18 protein-coding genes, 1 pseudogene and 1 riboswitch are annotated in these 18,541 nt (G+C 38.0%); of the genes and pseudogenes, 14 read left to right on the plus strand and 5 right to left on the minus strand.

Translation table 11 applies throughout. The annotated features are described in order from the left end of the window. Positions 1-58: 58 nt before the first annotated feature. The 3 genes from AC4NPH_RS15165 (at position 59) to AC4NPH_RS15175 (ending at position 4,501) form a co-directional block, all read left to right on the plus strand. Positions 59-1,093 (plus strand): N-acetylmuramoyl-L-alanine amidase, encoded by a 1,035-nt coding sequence (locus AC4NPH_RS15165; RefSeq protein ID WP_029320646.1) that lies wholly within the window; start codon positions 59-61, stop codon positions 1,091-1,093. A gap of 191 nt (positions 1,094-1,284) precedes the next feature. Continuing rightward, positions 1,285-1,426, plus strand: a riboswitch (cyclic di-AMP (ydaO/yuaA leader). Positions 1,427-1,588: 162 nt separating this feature from the next. Then, complete coding sequence (locus AC4NPH_RS15170) at positions 1,589-3,415, plus strand: APC family permease (RefSeq protein ID WP_013058782.1); 1,827 nt, start codon at positions 1,589-1,591, stop codon at positions 3,413-3,415. 108 nt (positions 3,416-3,523) lie between these two features. Then, positions 3,524-4,501, plus strand: a complete 978-nt coding sequence (locus AC4NPH_RS15175; protein WP_013058781.1) for a cation diffusion facilitator family transporter — start codon at positions 3,524-3,526, stop codon at positions 4,499-4,501. Between the two features lie 38 nt (positions 4,502-4,539). On the opposite strand, the pseudogene AC4NPH_RS15180 reads toward AC4NPH_RS15175, so the two are convergent. The 3 genes and pseudogenes from AC4NPH_RS15180 to lexA all read right to left on the minus strand — a co-directional run. After that, positions 4,540-5,094 (minus strand): annotated as a pseudogene (locus tag AC4NPH_RS15180) (glycosyltransferase); the annotation flags it as partial. Positions 5,095-5,126: 32 nt separating this feature from the next. Next, a complete protein-coding gene (locus tag AC4NPH_RS15185) occupies positions 5,127-6,572 on the minus strand; it encodes a magnesium transporter CorA family protein (RefSeq protein WP_053487688.1) in 1,446 nt (481 codons plus the stop codon). Positions 6,573-6,784: 212 nt separating this feature from the next. Next, positions 6,785-7,402 carry a transcriptional repressor LexA gene (lexA, locus tag AC4NPH_RS15190; RefSeq protein WP_013058778.1) on the minus strand — a complete coding sequence of 206 codons (618 nt, stop codon included), beginning with the start codon at positions 7,400-7,402 and terminating at the stop codon, positions 6,785-6,787. A gap of 146 nt (positions 7,403-7,548) precedes the next feature. Here lexA and yneA point away from each other — a divergent pair, with 146 nt between their 5' ends. The 8 genes from yneA to AC4NPH_RS15230 all read left to right on the plus strand — a co-directional run bounded on the left by yneA (position 7,549) and on the right by AC4NPH_RS15230 (position 15,615). Then, positions 7,549-7,878 (plus strand): cell division suppressor protein YneA, encoded by a 330-nt coding sequence (yneA, locus tag AC4NPH_RS15195; protein WP_014458514.1) that lies wholly within the window; start codon positions 7,549-7,551, stop codon positions 7,876-7,878. Positions 7,879-7,931: 53 nt separating this feature from the next. After that, positions 7,932-8,600 (plus strand): YneB family resolvase-like protein, encoded by a 669-nt coding sequence (locus AC4NPH_RS15200; protein ID WP_013058776.1) that lies wholly within the window; start codon positions 7,932-7,934, stop codon positions 8,598-8,600. 69 nt (positions 8,601-8,669) lie between these two features. Beyond that, positions 8,670-8,900 (plus strand): DUF896 domain-containing protein, encoded by a 231-nt coding sequence (locus AC4NPH_RS15205; protein WP_013058775.1) that lies wholly within the window; start codon positions 8,670-8,672, stop codon positions 8,898-8,900. A 167-nt stretch (positions 8,901-9,067) separates the two neighbouring features. Beyond that, complete coding sequence (gene tkt, locus AC4NPH_RS15210) at positions 9,068-11,074, plus strand: transketolase (protein ID WP_013058774.1); 2,007 nt, start codon at positions 9,068-9,070, stop codon at positions 11,072-11,074. A 148-nt stretch (positions 11,075-11,222) separates the two neighbouring features. Further along, positions 11,223-11,663, plus strand: a complete 441-nt coding sequence (gene sirA, locus AC4NPH_RS15215; RefSeq protein ID WP_013058773.1) for a sporulation inhibitor of replication protein SirA — start codon at positions 11,223-11,225, stop codon at positions 11,661-11,663. A gap of 90 nt (positions 11,664-11,753) precedes the next feature. After that, positions 11,754-11,966 carry a YneF family protein gene (locus AC4NPH_RS15220; protein ID WP_013058772.1) on the plus strand — a complete coding sequence of 71 codons (213 nt, stop codon included), beginning with the start codon at positions 11,754-11,756 and terminating at the stop codon, positions 11,964-11,966. 90 nt (positions 11,967-12,056) lie between these two features. After that, a complete protein-coding gene (locus AC4NPH_RS15225) occupies positions 12,057-13,820 on the plus strand; it encodes an ABC transporter transmembrane domain-containing protein (RefSeq protein WP_013058771.1) in 1,764 nt (587 codons plus the stop codon). Further along, complete coding sequence (locus AC4NPH_RS15230) at positions 13,810-15,615, plus strand: ABC transporter ATP-binding protein (protein WP_013058770.1); 1,806 nt, start codon at positions 13,810-13,812, stop codon at positions 15,613-15,615. Before AC4NPH_RS15225 ends, AC4NPH_RS15230 begins: the two co-directional genes overlap by 11 nt. A 22-nt stretch (positions 15,616-15,637) precedes the next feature. On the opposite strand, the gene AC4NPH_RS15235 is transcribed toward AC4NPH_RS15230, so the two are convergent. Further along, complete coding sequence (locus tag AC4NPH_RS15235; RefSeq protein WP_013058769.1) at positions 15,638-15,814, minus strand: aspartyl-phosphate phosphatase Spo0E family protein; 177 nt, start codon at positions 15,812-15,814, stop codon at positions 15,638-15,640. Positions 15,815-15,954: 140 nt separating this feature from the next. Here AC4NPH_RS15235 and AC4NPH_RS15240 point away from each other — a divergent pair, with 140 nt between their 5' ends. The 3 genes from AC4NPH_RS15240 to AC4NPH_RS15250 all read left to right on the plus strand — a co-directional run bounded on the left by AC4NPH_RS15240 (position 15,955) and on the right by AC4NPH_RS15250 (position 18,026). Then, a complete protein-coding gene (locus AC4NPH_RS15240) occupies positions 15,955-16,662 on the plus strand; it encodes a cytochrome c biogenesis CcdA family protein (protein WP_013058768.1) in 708 nt (235 codons plus the stop codon). A 210-nt stretch (positions 16,663-16,872) separates the two neighbouring features. Next, positions 16,873-17,430, plus strand: a complete 558-nt coding sequence (locus AC4NPH_RS15245) for a DUF2179 domain-containing protein (protein WP_013058767.1) — start codon at positions 16,873-16,875, stop codon at positions 17,428-17,430. A 104-nt stretch (positions 17,431-17,534) separates the two neighbouring features. Further along, positions 17,535-18,026 (plus strand): CcdC family protein, encoded by a 492-nt coding sequence (locus AC4NPH_RS15250; RefSeq protein WP_013058766.1) that lies wholly within the window; start codon positions 17,535-17,537, stop codon positions 18,024-18,026. 31 nt (positions 18,027-18,057) lie between these two features. On the opposite strand, the gene AC4NPH_RS15255 is transcribed toward AC4NPH_RS15250, so the two are convergent. Beyond that, complete coding sequence (locus AC4NPH_RS15255) at positions 18,058-18,483, minus strand: DUF2621 domain-containing protein (protein WP_053487687.1); 426 nt, start codon at positions 18,481-18,483, stop codon at positions 18,058-18,060. Between the last annotated feature and the right edge of the window lie 58 nt (positions 18,484-18,541).

Raw genomic sequence — 18,541 nt, forward strand, 5'->3', positions numbered from 1 at the left:
GTATACGTAGCACTTTTTGCCCCCGTGCATATGTTAACAATAAGGAGGGACAAGTAATATGAAAAAAATCTATCTTGATGCAGGACATGGTGGGGCAGATGCAGGAGCAGTTGGAGCGAATGGACTGTATGAAAAAAACTTAGTTTTAAAAATTCAACAATATTTAATAAGCTATTTAAATAGCACCTACAGTGACTTTACGATTAAAACCACTCGTACCACAGATACTTTTTTATCGTTATCTCAGCGCGCTTCTCAAGCTAATTCGTGGGGAGCAGATGCATTTATGTCTATTCACGTAAATGCCGGTGGAGGAACAGGGTACGAAGATTATGTTTACAGAAGCGCTAGCAATGCCAGTAAAACGTTTCAATCAATTGTCCACGGCCAAGTACAGCCAACGCTGCTATCGTATAATCATCCGAATCGCGGTCGAAAGTCAGCCAATTATGCGGTGCTTCGCTTAACAAATATGCCCGCAGTACTAACTGAAATAGCTTTTATTGATAACCGCACCGATGCAGCACTTCTCCAAAACGAAGCTTTTTTAAAAAGCATGGGTGAATCGTATGCAAAAGGAATTGCCGTCTATTTGAATTTACCCCGTCGTGCAGTTCCAAACCCAAATCCAACACCAACACCAAATCCATCACCTTCTGAACCAGGTACAAAAACGTATACGATCAAGCAAGGAGATACGCTGTACAGTATTGCACAGAAGTACAATATAACAGTACAAGCGCTTCAAGAAGCGAATACAGGGCTTTCTGATCCTTTAACACTACAGGTTGGAAAAACAATTGTTATTCCTTCAGGGACTTCACCAAACCCATCTCCAACACCACCTGCTGAACAATATCCACTTCCCAATGGAATTTTAAAGCAAGGTGATTCTGGAGAAGCCGTGAAACAGCTTCAAAGAGCATTAAACGCAGTTAATTTTAAAGTAGGGTCAGTAGACGGAATATATGGAGTTCAAACGAAAGATGCAGTAAGACGTTTTCAGCTTGTGTATCTTCCTTATGATGTAGATGGCATTTATGGTCCTCAAACGAAAAACAAGCTAGCAGCCGTTTTAAAAGCAAAAAGTTAAAGCAAAAAGGTCTTCTGTAAGCGAGCAGAAGGCCTTTTGTTTTTCTGTTAAAAGCGCCTTAAGTACTATTTTATGGTTTACGTAAAATAATGCTTTACAAACCATTTGTACGGGAGTATATTATCTAAGAACAAAGGATAGTTATGAAAGAAACATGTTATCGATCATACCCTTTAACCGAAAATTATATTGACCTGTTATCGCTTAATTCGTCAGAAGTGGGGGACCCAAATTTGTGCATTGTCACTTGGGGTGAATCCTTTTTTTAAAGGTAGGGCTACTCTCATAGCCCGAATCCGACAGCTAACCCCATAAGCGTTTTGGAGAGGAGGTTTAAGCTGTGTAAAAACGCTGAGAACCCTTAGTGTTTTTTTTGTGCGCTTTTTTAACATAAAAAGGTATTTTTTAGGAATGATATCACTTGTTCGTGAACTTGTAACGGAGCTTAGCAATGAATAGTAAATAGTAGCTAGGCAATCATCGGAGGGAAATTGCGTGAACTATTCAGTTCTCAAAAGATTATTGATTGGAAAGCCGCTTAAAACAAAAGAGTTAGGCGATCAAAAGCTTAGTAAGCTTAAAGCACTGGCTATTTTATCTTCAGATGCCTTATCTTCAGTGGCTTATGGAACAGAACAAATTTTGATTGTACTTGCAACAGTCGGCGTCCTTGCCTATTGGTATTCGATTCCAATTGCGATTGGGGTATTGGTACTCCTGACGGCTTTAATTCTTTCATATCGTCAAATTATTTATGCGTATCCGCAAGGCGGAGGAGCTTATATTGTTTCGAAAACCAATTTAGGAGAAAATCCTGGGCTTATCGCTGGGGGGTCACTGTTAGTAGATTATATTTTAACAGTTGCCGTGAGTGTTTCAGCAGGAACCGATGCTTTAACTTCGGCTTTTCCAACGCTGCATCATTACAATGTAGTAATTGCGTGTTTGCTGGTGATTTTTATTACCGTTTTAAATTTACGTGGTGTAACAGAATCCGCTTCTGTATTAGCTTATCCGGTTTATTTATTTGTTATTGCTCTTATTTTGTTAATAGCGGTAGGCTTGTTTAAAATAGCGACAGGTCAAGTTTCACCTGAGCTTCATCCATCTCTCGGTACAGTAGTGCCAGGTATTAGTTTGTTTTTATTATTAAAAGCTTTTTCGTCAGGCTGTTCGGCATTGACAGGTGTAGAAGCTATTTCAAATGCAGTGCCTAACTTTAAAGAGCCAGGTGCAAAAAATGCTGTTCATACATTAATGCTGATGGGCGGTATTTTAGCCGTTTTATTTTCGGGCATCACGTTTTTAGCTTATTGGCTTGGCATTTCTCCAAAAGCAGATGAAACGGTTGTATCACAAATTGCATCGAGTGTGTTTGGACGAAATGGATTTTATTATTTTATTCAAGGCACAACAGCTCTAATTCTAGTGCTAGCAGCGAATACGGGCTTTTCAGCTTTCCCTTTGCTGGCTGTCAACTTATCGTCTGATAAATACATGCCAAGAATGTTTCAAATTCGTGGCGATCGACTAGGCTATTCAAATGGAATTGTGACCCTTGGAATTGCTTCTATTGTCTTAATTGTAGCTTTTAAAGGAGCGACTGAACAATTAATCCCTCTTTATGCAGTTGGAGTGTTCATTCCATTCACGCTTTCTCAAACAGGCATGATTGTCAAATGGCTTAGAGAAAAGCCGGCCGGCTGGCAAGGAAAGCTAACCATTAACTTAATTGGTGCGCTTATTACCTTAACTGTGCTAATCATTTTGTTTACAACGAAGTTTTCACAAGTATGGTCCGTGCTCATTTTCTTACCGGTTATTGTCTATATTTTTCATCGCATTCATACGCATTATGAAGCGGTAGGAGAGCAGCTTCGCATTAAGCAAGGAGAAAAGATTGGAAAGCTTGAAGGAAGTGTGGTCATTGTTCCTGTAGCAGGAATGACAAAGGTAGTAGAAAATTCATTAAATTATGCAAGAACGATTGGCGATACCGTTATTGCAGTGCATGTGGCCTTTGATCGAGAAAGCGAAAAGAGAATGGAAGAGAAGTGGGAGAAGTGGCAGCCTGATATTCGTATTGTTACGTTTCATTCTCAATACCGCAGCTTAGTGCGGCCGCTGTTTCGATTCATTGATATGGCCGAGGAAAAAGCGCGGGAAAACAATATGGCTATTACGGTCGTTATTCCACAATTCATTACGAAAAAAAGCTGGCAAAATATCCTTCACAATCAGTCCAGTCTGCTGTTAAAAGCACATTTGCTTTACCGTAAAAACGTAATCGTTACAACTGTACCATACCGTTTTAAAAAATAATGAAACATGACTAAAAACCTCCAACTTGTATGTTGGAGGTTTTTAATTTTTAAATTCACATACACTAACCGTAATCGAATCTCATAAAGGCGCAAACGGAGGGATTGTATGAGTGAATTAATTAAGTTATTGCGAAAAGGAAATAAATCGGCCATGATGGCCGCTATAGTGAATACTATTATTTCCATTATTAAAGGGATTGCTTTCGCTTTAACAGGGAATGTAGCGATGTTTGCTGAAACGATGCACAGCTTAGGGGATGCAGCAAATCAGTTTTTTGTTTTTATAGGTTCGGCATTAAGTAAAAAAGCCCCGACCAAACGATTTCCAAACGGATTTGGCCGATTGGTTAATCTTGTTCTATTAGGAGCGGTTCTTGTAGTAGGAATTATGGCGTTTGAAACGATTAAAGAAGGATATCACCACATTCTTCATCCGACGAAGTCTTCAGGCTTTATTTTAAATATTGCAGTACTTGGCATCTCGGTGTTACTTGAAATGTTTGTTCTATTTAAGGCAATGAAAGAAATTTTGCACGATGTGGGGATAAACCCTGCAGAAACAAATGTTTTTGCGCAAAGCTTTGTTCATTTAAAGAAAGCCAAGCCAGCAACTAAACTTGTTTTTATGGAAGATCTGGTAGCTACTGGAGGAGGCGTATTGGCTTTAATCGCCGTTTTTATTTCGCGATTTACGCCTTTTCATCAAGCTGAAGGAATTGCTTCTATTTTAATTGGTCTTATGATGTTTTTTGTAGTAGGACGAGTCTTTTTAGATAATGCTGCTGGAGCGCTTGGCGAAGCGGATAAAGAAATGGAAATGAAAATTGGCGCGATTGTCATGCAAGATGTACAAGTGCGTGATATTCAAACGTTAATGGTGATGAAAGAAGGAGAAGAGCTTCACGTTGAATTAAAAGTAGAAATTGATCCTGTTTTAACAGTGGCAGAAGCTGATGATATTAAAGATCGTCTGGAAAATCGTATTTTACAGGAAAAAGGAGTAACGGATGTCATTATTGAATTTGATGAAGATGATGGAATTCCGGACTGGGTGCCAAGTGATTTACAGCTTCAAAAAGAATAAAAACAAGGAAGAAAACAGCTGTTTTCTTCCTTGTTTTTTTAGCTATATACTTTTTCACGTACGTTTGGAGAATCTGTTGAAGCTTTCGAGAAGTTAATGGTTTCACGTACAACGTAAATAGGTCTATTTTTACTTTCATCGTAAATTCTTGCGATGTATTGTCCGACTAGTCCTAAGCCAAGTAGCTGAATACCGCTAAAGAAGGTGATAGCTACCATAATAGAAGTCCAGCCAGGCTGAATGTTTTTACCTATCAGCCAAACAACAATCGAATAACTTAAAACTAAAAGTGATACAAAAACCGATAACCAGCCAATAATCATTACTAAACGCAAAAACTTCGTTGAAAACCCAATAATTCCATCTGAAGCAAACTTGATCATCTTTTTTAAAGGATATTTTGTTTCACCAGCAAAGCGTTCATCGCGCTCATATTCTACATATGTTTGCCTGAAGCCAATCCAAGACATCATTCCTCGTACAAAACGATTGCGTTCAGTCATTTTTTTGAATACATCCGCTACTTTTCGGTCGATAATACGAAAATCTCCCGTGTCTTTAGGGATTTCGATATCGGACATATAATTTAAAAAGCTGTTTGCATCCATACGTATGCGAACAGCTTTTATGTTTTAAACCGATCTTTTAATAAATTCCATAGGGAACTCACTCCGAGACTAATGCTGATCAGAATTCCTGATAGAGCTACTATTAAAGCGATATATTCAAAGATAGAAAACTGCTTCATACTATCCCAATGGATGTTTCCCTTTAGTTTGCTAATAACTAAATTCATTCCGTAAATACCGGAAAGAACCGTGTAAATCGTTAAAATTAATAATAAGTAATTGTGACGCTTGGCTGCGATTTTCTCTTGATTTTGGTACAAAGTACCAAGGGTTTCTTTGACTTCTTGATAAAGAGAATTGATATGAAAGATTTTTTTAAAGAGCTCAGAAAACTCTTGACCTTCTGTGCGAGAGCTAATTTCTAAAAACAAATATTTACCTGAAAACACGGTAATAGAGCGGATTAGTCGTTCAATGCCCTCTGAATTTTTATGAAACGTGAGCTGAGAATATTCATAAGATAGTTTTAGCAACACGATTTTATAGAAAAAATGTAAAAATAAATTATAGTAATGCTGGCCAAATAGATGATTCATCAAAAGCTGATCCGTTTTAGAGTCTGTCGATTTAGAAATACACGAAAACACATGGTCTGTTATGACGTAATAGGTTTCAGGAGCCCATCTGGAATACACATGTTTAGTATTATACGTTTTAATATACTCATGATTGTGTGCAGAAATAAACGCTTTCCCGCCAGGCGTATAGCTATTTAGCTGTCCAGTACGAAATAAAGTTGTGGAATTAATCTCTTGCTCTTGATTTACCGTTACATAACTTAACACAAACATCCGTTCATCGATAAAATAAGGAAGGCTCCCAACGTGCTGTTCACGTGTGGCTTCTTTCTTGATGTGTTCGTTCAAAAATGGCGCGAGCTGTGAAAAAATATAATCTTGCACTTTGCTATAGCGATGATGTTCATAGGTAATGGTGGATCCATGCTCTTCAGCAAGCTTCGGTTCTAATACACGAAAATGATTCATGAACTCTAAAATATCATCATAGGTGTAATGATTATGGCTCATCTCAGTGCGAATGGTCATGACGCCAATTTCAAAAGGACATAAAAAAACATCCACAGACAGCACGTTGCTAGACACGGTGGTGGAGGAAGTGTGTAAAGTAATGGTATGGTCTATTTTTTTTGAAAATCTAAGCAACCCTTCTTTTTCGCACGAGTCAGGGAATAGAATGCATTCAATGTAAGGAAGAAAATATTGATCCAGGCTATCATGAGATACGTAATATTGTTCTCCGTAGTATTCTTTTTCTAAATGTTTGTTTTGAATGGAAAAAAACTCGAACAAATTTGCTTCCAGTGCATGAACAAGCTGCTCTTTATTTTTTCGGTCAAAGGAAAAAGGAAAAAGAAACATGTTCATTGCTTTGGTAGGTACAATGGTTTGAAATGGTTCTGTTTTCCTTGGTGTATTGGTCATAAACTACATCCTTTTTATAGTCGGTTGTATTTCCTTGTAAGAGTCGAGGAAATGCAGATAGAAAGTAAAGGATAAAACAAGCTTTATAAAAACCGTTCTACCTGCCTGCGATGATTCAACGTATCATTTATAATATGCCAATTTTTTTTAGAAAACAAACGTAAAAAAACCAACTAACATCATGATTAGTTGGTTTTACATACAGTGTCTGATTAGTGAATCGTGCGATATACACCAGTTACTTTTCCTAAAATCGTTACGTGGCGAAGAATAATAGGCGCCATCGTTGAATTTTCAGGCTGTAAACGAACGAAATTTTCTTCTTTAAAGAAGCGTTTTACCGTTGCTTCGTTGTCTTCGGTCATAGCGACCACAATATCTCCATTATTAGCTGTTTGCTGCTGACGTACGATTACCATATCGCCATCTAGAATACCTGCTTCAATCATACTTTCTCCCATAATTTCAAGCATAAATACATGATCATCTGGAGAAACGAATTTATCTGGAAGAGGGAAATATTCTTCCACATTTTCAACGGCTGTTATAGGAAGACCCGCTGTTACTTTACCAATAACAGGAACATTAATGACATTGCTTTTAGGGATGTTTACTTCGTCTAGTTGAAGAACTTCGATTGCTCTCGGTTTTGTTGGATCTCTGCGAATTAACCCTTTGCTTTCTAAACGAGCTAAATGCCCGTGTACAGTGGAGCTAGAGGCTAATCCTACCGCTTCCCCAATCTCGCGAACAGAAGGCGGATAACCTTTTAATTTTACTTCGTGCTTAATAAAATCTAGTATGTCTTGTTGACGTTTTGATAGCTTCATATTTTTCACCTCGATTTTAGCTATTCTTTAGGTGAATTATACCACGTGATGTGTCAATATACAAACATAAGTTCGAAGAATTCCATTGACAGAAACAAATGTTCTCACTAAAATAAGAACATATATTCTGATAGGGGGATCATAATATGCAACAATTCTTACATTCTATGAAACATTACGCTATTTTTTTTGCAGTTATCGCTGCACTTACATATGTATTGACGCTGGTTTTAGGAGCGGATAAAGTAGATTTAGACAAATATTCAACGGTTACTATTACAAAAGGAGATACGCTTTGGGACTTGTCCAACAAGTATCATAATCACCATCATTTGACCACCAATGAATTTGTCAAATGGGTTGAAGACGTCAATGATTTAAACTCAGACACTGCCCAGTCTTTATCTCCTGGAGATAAATTATATATTCCTGTTTTAAAAAAAGAGTTACATAATCAAGTGGCAATTGAACAGTAGTGTGTAACGGCCGTTCCTGAATATTGTTAGAAGCCGAAAAGGTCGTGATAAAAGTGGATGCCATTATTTATTGCCGTGTCAGTACGGATAAAAAAACCCAAGAAACATCTTTACAGCGCCAGCAAGAAGAATTAAAAAAGCTTGCTGATCTTCACCATCTAAAGGTGAAAAAAGTCGTGATGGAAAAAGCAAGCGGATATGATGTAGACAGAGAGGGTATTTTGGATGTTCTTCATACAATGAAAGAAGAGAAAATATCTGTGCTGCTCATTCAAGACGAAACACGATTAGGCAGAGGAAACGCCCGAATTGCGCTGCTTCATGCTTTTCATAAAGAAAATGCTACAATCTATACGATTAGTCATCAAGGCCAGCTTCAGCTTTCAGAATCTGACTCAATGGTGTTAGATATTATTAGCTTAGTGGAAGAGCATCAGCGGAAATTACATAATGCTAAAATTAAAAGAGGAATGAAAAGAGCCGTAGAAAACGGTTATCGTCCGCAGCAAAATTTAAAAAATCAAGGAGTTAACTCGGGAAGAGAAAAAAAAGAAGCGCCGATTGAAGAAATTGTCCGCCTTCGTCATAACGGCTTAACCTTTGCTGAAATTTCAGTTACGCTAAAAGGTTTTGGTTATAATATTTCAAAAGCGACGGTACATCGTCGCTATCAAGAGTACCAAGACAGTGCTCAATCTCTTGATAAAACGAAAGAGATTTAGTAAGATGACTACATGTTGCCGGAACGGTTCGGTAATTTTAATTATTGATTATAAGGAGATAGGTTTTATATGCTATCAAAAGATAAACTTGCTCGTATTAATGCTCTTTCAAAAAAGGCAAAGGCTGAAGGGCTGACAGAATCTGAAGCGAAAGAACAGCAAGAGCTACGTCAGGAATATTTAAAAGTTTTCCGACAATCTATGACAAATCACCTTCATACGATTAAAGTTGTGGACGAAGAAGGTAAAGATGTTACGCCTAAGAAGTTAAAAGAGAGTAAAAAGAAGCGTCTTCACTGAGACGTTCTAGTAAAACTAGAGGGAGAGTTCCCTCTAGTTTTTTGTATATTTTTAATAAGGCACACAAAAACTGTAAAAGTGGAAATTTTTTTGGTTCAAGTATTGTACAAATAAGCAAATCATTAGTATGATAACATATGTACATAGTTTTGAAAGGAATGAAGAGTATGACACAACGTATTGAAGATCTTTCGATTGCAACAATTCGTACTTTATCAATCGATGCGATTGAAAAAGCAAATTCAGGTCACCCAGGTATGCCAATGGGAGCTGCTCCAATGGCATATACATTGTGGACAAAATTTATGAACATCAATCCAAAGAATCCAAACTGGTTCAACCGTGACCGCTTTGTATTATCAGCAGGACACGGATCGGCACTATTATACAGCTTGCTTCATTTAGCTGGATATGACTTATCAATTGAAGACCTTAAAAACTTCCGTCAATGGGGAAGTAAAACACCAGGTCATCCAGAGTTCGGTCATACAGCAGGTGTTGATGCAACAACTGGCCCACTAGGACAAGGTATTGCAATGGCTGTTGGTAAAGCAATGGCAGAACGTCATTTAGCTGAAACATACAACAAAGAAGGTTTAGAAATTGTAGACCACTTTACGTATGGTATTTGTGGTGACGGAGACTTAATGGAAGGTGTATCTGCTGAAGCAGCTTCATTAGCGGCACACTTAAAATTAGGACGTTTAGTTGTTTTATACGATTCAAATGATATTTCTTTAGACGGAGATTTAGATCGCTCGTTCTCTGAGAACGTAGAAGATCGTTTCAAAGCTTACGGATGGCAAGTAATCCGCGTTGAAGACGGCAATGACTTGACAGCGATTGCAAACGCAATTGAAGAAGCAAAAGGCGATTTAACACGCCCAACGCTAATTGAAGTAAAAACAACAATCGGATTTGGTTCTCCAAACCACGCGGGTACTTCTGGCGTGCACGGTTCTCCATTAGGTTCCGATGAAACAAAATTAACAAAAGAAGCTTATGCATGGACATTTGAAGAAGATTTCTATGTGCCAGAAGAAGTGTATGCTCACTTCAAAGCTACAATTGCTGAAGATGGCCAAAAGAAAGAAAACGAATGGAACGATGTATTTGCACAGTATAAAGAAAAATATCCTGAACTAGGTCGTCAATTTGAACTAGCAGTAGAAGGAAAGTTACCGGAAGGCTGGGAAGAAACGCTTCCAGCATACGAAACAGGTTCAAGCCTAGCTAGCCGTGCTTCTTCGGGAGAAGTATTAAACGCAGTAGCACAAGCTGTACCTCAATTCTTCGGCGGTTCAGCTGACTTAGCTGGCTCAAATAAAACAATGATTAAAGGTTCAGAAGACTTCACTGCAGCTGATTACAGCGGACGTAATATCTGGTTCGGTGTACGTGAATTTGCAATGGGAGCTGCATTAAACGGTATGGCTCTACACGGCGGTGTAAAAGTATTCGGAGGAACATTCTTTGTATTCTCTGATTATCTTCGCCCAGCAATTCGCTTAGCAGCTTTAATGAAGCTTCCTGTAACATATGTATTCACACATGACAGTATCGCAGTTGGAGAAGACGGCCCAACACATGAGCCAATTGAACAATTGCCATCACTTCGTGCAATGCCAGGTCTTTCAGTGGTTCGTCCTGCAGATGCAAATGAAACAGCTGCTGCATGGCGCCTAGCATTAGAGTCAACTGACCGCCCAACGGCGCTTGTATTGACTCGTCAAAACTTGCCTACGCTTGAAGGTACAAAAGAAAATGCATACGAAGGCGTGTCTAAAGGTGCGTACGTTGTATCTAAAGCTGGTAAAGACCAAGCTGATGCATTAATACTTGCAACAGGCTCTGAAGTAAGCCTAGCAGTAGAAGCACAAAAAGCATTAGCTGCAGAAGGCATTGACGTATCTGTAGTAAGTATGCCTGCATGGGATCGTTTCGAAGAGCAATCTGCTGAGTACAAAGAAAGTGTTATCCCTAAATCAGTGAAAAAACGTTTAGGTATTGAAATGGCTTCTACACTTGGCTGGGAACGCTATGTTGGAGACGAAGGACAAGTTCTTGGTATTAATCACTTCGGTGCATCTGCTCCTGGTGAAACAATCATGAAAGAATTTGGTTTTACAGTTGAAAATGTAGTAGCAAAAGTGAAAAGCTTGCTTAATGCATAATTCTTTTTCATAAGAAAGAGCAGACTCCTGTGGTCTGCTCTTTTTTTCGACAAAAAAACAAAGGAATTTTTTCATCGATAGACAAGCATTGCGTACACCATTCGGTATAATGGTACAAAAAAGAACGAGCCGAAAGGGAGGATGAATCGTGAGAACGTATGAAGTATATTTAATGGAGGAAGAAGTTGCATCATCCTATTTTCGAAGAGAAAAGCTCATTTATCAGCTGCTGATTGAATATAGAATGAAACGTCACTTGAAGGAAACGCACTTACAAAAACAAGTTCATTACATTACTCGGCAACTGCCCATTTCATTTATTCAACGAGAATTACTTCAGGCGTTTTCTCATTATCCTCATTTTTTTACTCATCAAGAGACGTTTGTGCTGGAATATCCTCATAAAAAAAGTCGAGCATCTATAAAATTAACGAATAGCTGTATAACAATTGAAGGAGATGGCAATGTTGATGCTGAGACAGCTTTTTTTGAAGTATTACGCAAGCTAGATCCTTGTTTTTTAGCAGTGAATTATGGAACGGATGAATACGGCTGGCTGAGGCCTGTGAAAACAAGAAAATTTGTGTAATTATTTAAGGAAATTGGAACGGAAATATTGTATAATAGCGTATGGTCTAGTACACTGTAAGTTAGACAACACGAAGGAGGAAGTAATACCATGGGAATGTATATTCTAGTTGGTGTTCTAGCATTAATTGTTGGGATAGCGCTAGGATTTTTCATTGCTCGTAAATATATGATGAGCTATCTGAAGAAAAATCCACCAATTAATGAACAAATGTTAAAAATGATGATGATGCAAATGGGCATGAAACCATCGCAGAAAAAAATTAACCAAATGATGAAAGCAATGAACGGCCAAATTAAATAATGGTTAATTGGACAGACACTCTCTATTCAGAAGGGTGTCTTTTGTTTTATGATAGATATAAGAAAATGGTTGTGGGGCTAGGGGGATACGATGAAAATTTTTCGAGAGCTATGGTGGTTTTTCAAACAGGAAAAAAAGTCTTACATATCGGGGATAGCGCTGCTCATTATTGTGGCAGCATTAGAACTTCTCCCGCCTAAAATTATTGGTTTAACGGTAGATGGCATTAAAGAAGGGACGCTGAATGGAAAGCGCTTAATGCAGATGGTTGGCATTTTGCTAGGAGCTGCTGTTGTGGCCTATTTCACAAGGTACATATGGCGTATTATGATATTTGGTTCATCTGTTAAACTAGCCAAGCAGCTGAGAAATACCCTCTACACTCATTTTACCAAGATGAATCAGGCCTTTTATCAGCGGCGGCGAATTGGGGATTTGATGGCGCATGCAACGAACGATATTCAAGCTATTCAACAAACTGCGGGTTCGGGCGTTCTGACGCTTGTAGATTCGATTGTCACAGGAGGGCTTGTTCTATGCACAATGGCCCTTACAATCAGCTGGAAATTAACGCTTATTTGCCTTATTCCTATGCCGCTTATGGCCGTTTTAACAAGTTACTATGGTACATTGCTTCATGCGCGGTTTCATCACGCACAAGCAGCATTTTCTACTTTAAATGATAAGGTTCAAGAAAGCATTAGCGGAATTAAAGTCATTAAGACGTTTGGGGAAGAAGCAGCTGATGTCGAAGAATTTCGCATTAAGTCTGCAGATGTTGTCCAAAAGAACATGAAAGTAGCCCGAGTAGATGCATTGTTTGATCCGACCATTTCGATTATTGTAGCACTTTCTTTTTTACTTGCTCTTATTTTTGGTAGCAAGATGGTTATTAATGAAGAGTTAACACTGGGGCAGCTTGTTACCTTTACAACTTATTTGGGCCTTCTTATTTGGCCGATGCTCGCGTTTGGCTGGCTATTTAACATTGTGGAACGAGGAAGAGCATCATATGACAGGGTATTTTCTTTATTAAAAGAAGAAAATTCGATTGAAGAAGCAGCGCATCCTAGTGTTGAAATGCCAACAGGAAATATTGAAGCTGTTATTCATAGGTTTTCGTATGTTAAAGAAGACGAATATACGTTAAACGAAATTTATTTTACACTTTCTCGCGGTCAAACGTTAGGTATTGTCGGAAAGACGGGTGCTGGGAAAACCACGCTTTTAAAGCTGCTGCTTCGTGAATTTGATGTAAGCGACGGAGCTGTTTTATGGGGAGGAAAAGACATTAAAGACTATGCTTTTGATTCATTGTACAAAAGCATTGGATATGTTCCTCAAGATCACTTTTTGTTTTCAACAACAGTTGCTGATAATATCGCGTTTGGAAAAAGAGAAGCAAGCAATCAAGAAATTAAAGAATCGGCTAAAGTTGCCAATGTACATAGAGACATCCTCGATTTTACAGATGGCTATCAAACAATAGTAGGTGAAAAAGGCGTTTCGTTATCGGGTGGACAAAAACAGCGTATCTCGATTGCAAGAGCTCTTCTATTAGATCCTGAGCTTTTAATTTTAGACGACTCGCTATCAGCAGTAGATGGAAAAACGGAAGCGGGTATTTTACAAGCGCTGAAGCATAAACGTCAAAATCGAACAACGATTATTACAGCGCATCGACTGAGCTCGGTTACTCATGCAGACCTGATTCTTGTACTTGATAAAGGGAAAATTATTCAGCGAGGAACTCATGAGGAACTGCTTAGCGTGAGCGGCTGGTACCAGGATATGTACGATAGACAGCAGCTTGAACGTGCGGTAGAAGAAGGAGAGACGAAAAATGAAAATTGAGCATTCTTCGGTACATAAACGTCTGTTTCGCTATACAATTCCGCATAAAAAATCATTTTTTTTAGCGTTCACACTATTATTAATTGCTACGGCTGCGGATTTATTAGGGCCCATTTTGATTAAAATTTTTATTGACGATTATTTAACTCCTAAGTACTTGCCTCTTCAGCCTCTTGTGTGGCTTGCGAGCAGTTATTTGCTTTTACAGCTTTTAAAAATTGTCGTTCAATACTTTCAGCTTCTGCAGTTTCAAAAAATTGCGCTTCAAATTATTCAGCAGATTCGAATTGACGTTTTTTCTCATGTTCATCGCCTGGCTCTTCGCTTTTTTGACAACACGCCAACGGGAAGCCTGGTATCTCGAATTACAAATGACACGGAAGCCATGAAAGAAATGTTTGTGGAAGTCATCGCGGTTTTTATTCAAAATGGGGTATTTTTGATCGGTATTTTTATAGCCATGTTTATGCTAGATGTGAAGCTGGCTTTTTATTGTTTAGTTCTTCTCCCGTTCATTTGGGGACTTATGAAGCTTTATCAGCATTACAGCGCTATTTACTACGGACAGCTCCGAGAAAAGCTAAGTCAATTAAATGCCAAGCTTCATGAGTCTTTGCAAGGCATGTCTATTATTCAGTTATTTCGTCAAGAAAAGCGGCTGCGCTCGGAATTTGAAGAAATTAATGATGAGCATTATAAAGCGGGTATGCGCAATATTAAGTTAGATGGTTTGCTGCTGAGGCCGGCAGTCGAAATACTTTACATTTTAGCCGTTATTCTTGTACTCAGTTATTTTGGTATTTCCGTAGCTGACAGCCCTGTTAAAATTGGTGTTCTTTACGCGTTTATCAACTACTTGGATCGTTTTTTTGAACCTGTTAATGAAATGATGCAGCGTCTTTCTATGTATCAGCAAGCGATGGTATCAGCCTCTCGGGTATTTGACTTGATGGATGAAAAAGAAAAAAATCCAGTCATGACAGGAGAACAAAAGCAGGGGGTACAAAAAGGAACGGTAGAATTCAGAAACGTAACGTTTTCCTATGATGGTGTTCGAGATGTGCTTTCTGATATATCATTTACGGTAAACGAAGGAGAAACAGTGGCTTTAGTAGGCCATACTGGAAGCGGGAAAAGCTCCATCATTAATTTATTAATGCGCTTTTATGAGCAGCAAAAAGGAGACATTTTGATCGATAATAAACCGCTATCGTCTTTTTCAAATAAACAGCTTCGAGATGAGGTAGGGCTGGTGCTGCAAGATGCCTTTTTATTTGCCGATACCGTAAAGCGAAATATTACGCTGCATGAAGACCATTTTTCTGATGAGCAAGTAAAAGCAGCGGCGAAATTTGTGCAAGCTCACGCATTTATCGAAGCACTTCCTAATAAGTATAATGAAGTGCTAGTGGAAAGAGGTTCGACTTTATCAAGCGGTCAGCGCCAGCTCTTAGCATTTGCAAGAACGGTGATTCGAAACCCTAAAATCCTTATTCTTGATGAAGCAACAGCGCACATTGATACAGAAACGGAAGAAGCGATTCAAGAGGTGTTAAGAGATATGGGAAAAGGCCGCACAACGATTGCGATTGCTCATCGCTTATCGACCATTCAACACGCGGACTGTATTTTAGTATTGCATAAAGGAAAAATCGTCGAAAAAGGAACGCACGCTGAACTGCTAAACAAATGCGGTTTGTACTATAATATGTATCAGCTTCAGCACAGTGAAAAAGAAGAGAATTTCAGCAAAGAAACAGGAGTAAAAGAGATTTATACAGAATTGATAGAGTGAAGGTGAAAAAAAGAAACAACCTTCATGAAGAGGTTGTTTCTGTTGTTTGAGTAGGGAATTCATTGTAAACGTTTAATAAATGATCTAATTCTTGACTATGTTTAATAGCAGGTGGAGAGTTTAATCCACTTACTCGGACTATGCGGATGAGTTCTTCTCGTTTCTTTTCAATCGCTAATAGAATATCTTTTTTGGCCAATGCTATGTATCCCTTCTAACAAGTCGTTTACCTAATTATACAAGATAATGGTACTATTTGAAAGAAGTGAGATAAGACAATTTGGTTACAAAATGGTAACGAAAAAGAACAAAAAGAACAAAAAAAGGGAAGTGGGAAATGTGGGAGATTTAAATTTGTTTTTGGCATTTGGCGCGGGGTTTTTATCGTTTATTTCACCCTGCTGTTTGCCTTTGTACCCAGCTTTTTTATCGTACATAACAGGAGTGTCAGTTAGCGAGCTAAAGGAAGGCGCTAAGTCACATCAGCGCAAAGCTTTTATTCACACAGCTTTTTTTCTATTGGGGTTTTCTGTTATTTTCATTATGATTGGCTTTGCCACTTCTTTTATTGGTCAGTGGTTTTTTAACTATAAGGATTTAATTCGGCAGATTGGCGCTATTCTTATTATTTTCTTTGGTCTAGTTGTACTAGGGATTTTTAAGCCTCGAATTCTTATGCAGGAACACAAGCTTAAATTCGCAAATAAGCCGGCTGGACTCTTAGGTTCTTCTTTTATTGGTATGGCTTTTGCTGCCGGCTGGACTCCGTGTACGGGCCCTATTTTAGTATCGGTTATGGCGCTTGCAGCGACAAACCCAGGCTCCGGTCTTTTGTACATGATAACTTATTCACTTGGATTTTCTATTCCATTTTTTATTATGACGTTTTTTATTGGGAAAATGAACTGGTTAAAAAAACATATGAATTCCATGATGAAAGTTGGCGGATACGCAATGATTGGAATGGGATTTATTTTGTATTTTGACTGGATGACAAAAATTATTATTTATACAACGAGCGTATTCGGAGGGTTTACGGGCTTCTGAAAAGGGAAAGTGATACAAAAAGAATCTGGGAATTGGCAGATTCTTTTTATTTTTAAAAAGACAAAATAGTTACTTTCGCTCTTAGGAAATAAGCACAAATATGATGTGAAAAAATATATAGAAAAAATTTATTTTTACTATATCTTCTATAAATACGGAGTGATACAATAAAATCGTCATATTTTTAATTGTTAAAAAGAGGTGTATAAATTGAAAGATATTTTGTTAATCTTGCTTTTGCAACTGATCTATGTACCGATCTTGACGCTGCGCACAATTTTTTTAGTCAAAGGTATGAGTATGTATGCCTCGGTTTTTGGATTTGTTGAAGCGTTAATTTATGTATTCGGCTTATCCTTGGTATTTTCAGGAGATCAAAGCACGCTTGCTATGGTTGTATATGCAGTTGGGTTTGGAGTGGGAATTATCCTTGGAAGTTATATCGAATCTAGACTTGCTATCGGATATACAACATTCTTAGTTAACCTTATGACCAAAAATGAAGAGTTGATTAACCGCCTTCGACAGGAAGGTTTTGGTGTTACTGTTTACCAAGGAGAAGGAAGAGACAGTGCACGCTATAGATTAGACATTTTAACAAAAAGAAGTAGAGAAGAAGAGCTATTAGCATTCATTGAAGAATATGAGCCTCGTGCTTTCATTATTTCATACGAGCCGCGTAAATTTAAAGGCGGGTTCTTACTAAAAGCAATGAAAAAGCAAAAACAAAAGCAAAAAGCAAAAGCAGATATCACCTCTACTAAATAAAAACAGAAGAGATCCTCTTCTGTTTTTTTGTTGCACTTTTACTTCTGATGTTTTTTGGATTATAATATAAGTAAACACTAAACTATAGTAAAGGAAGGATTTCATTGGTTATTGCTTCAACACTTGTCGCAATTTTTATGGCTTCTTTCATATTAGTTGTTCGAATGAAAGCTGCTGATAAACCAACGAATGCAAAAAAAATTATACTTCCGCCTTTTTTTATGAGTACGGGAGCGTTAATGTTTATCTTTCCAATGTTTCGAGTAACGGGTGCAGAACTGCTTGAGGCGTTAATAGCAGGCATGATTTTCTCAATCCTGTTAATTAAAACGTCTAAATTTGAAATTCGTGACGATCATATTTACTTGAAGCGTTCAAAAGCTTTTGCATTCATTATTATTGGTTTGCTTATTATTCGAATTGCAATGAAAATATATTTAAGTTCTTCAATTGATGTTGGCCAGCTTGGCGGTATGTTCTGGATCTTAGCATTTGGTATGATTGTACCTTGGCGCATTGCTATGTACACATCGTACAAAAAGCTCGAACGAAAGCTGCATAATGATCGTCTTGCTAATACAACGATATTAAACTAAAAAAGGTGGCTACGCAGCCACCTTTTTTGATTTAAAATAAATGCTGATAGGGGACGGCATCTATTTTTTGCTTTTTTAATGTTTTTAATAAAAATTTATGATCACGTTTAGGCGTAGCTAAAATGTATCCACGTACGATTAAGTCTTCCGTTATAGAGGCTGCTTGTTCCTCAATTGCGAGTTCCCCAATTTTTCCCGCGATTTTTTGTTTGGCTACATCGCGAAATAGTTCAGGTACTGGTTCAACAAGAACGTTTAATAGCTGCTTTTGATCCGCTGACCAAAGGTGGACGGTTTTGGAAAGATAGTGATCTTGCCAATCAAGCTCAGACATGCCGCCTTCTTTTGGTAAGCGCTTTAAAAATTTCCTGAACATAAAAAATCCGCCGATAGCAAACATGCTCATTAAAAAGACAACCCAAAATAAAATAACCCATAAAAACCAGCCCTCTAGCATATTTTTCACTCCCTTATAAAGAGGTTAAACAAAACATTACTATATTTATACATTTATT

The organism is Priestia sp. MDV22-iso46, from assembly GCF_058629175.1.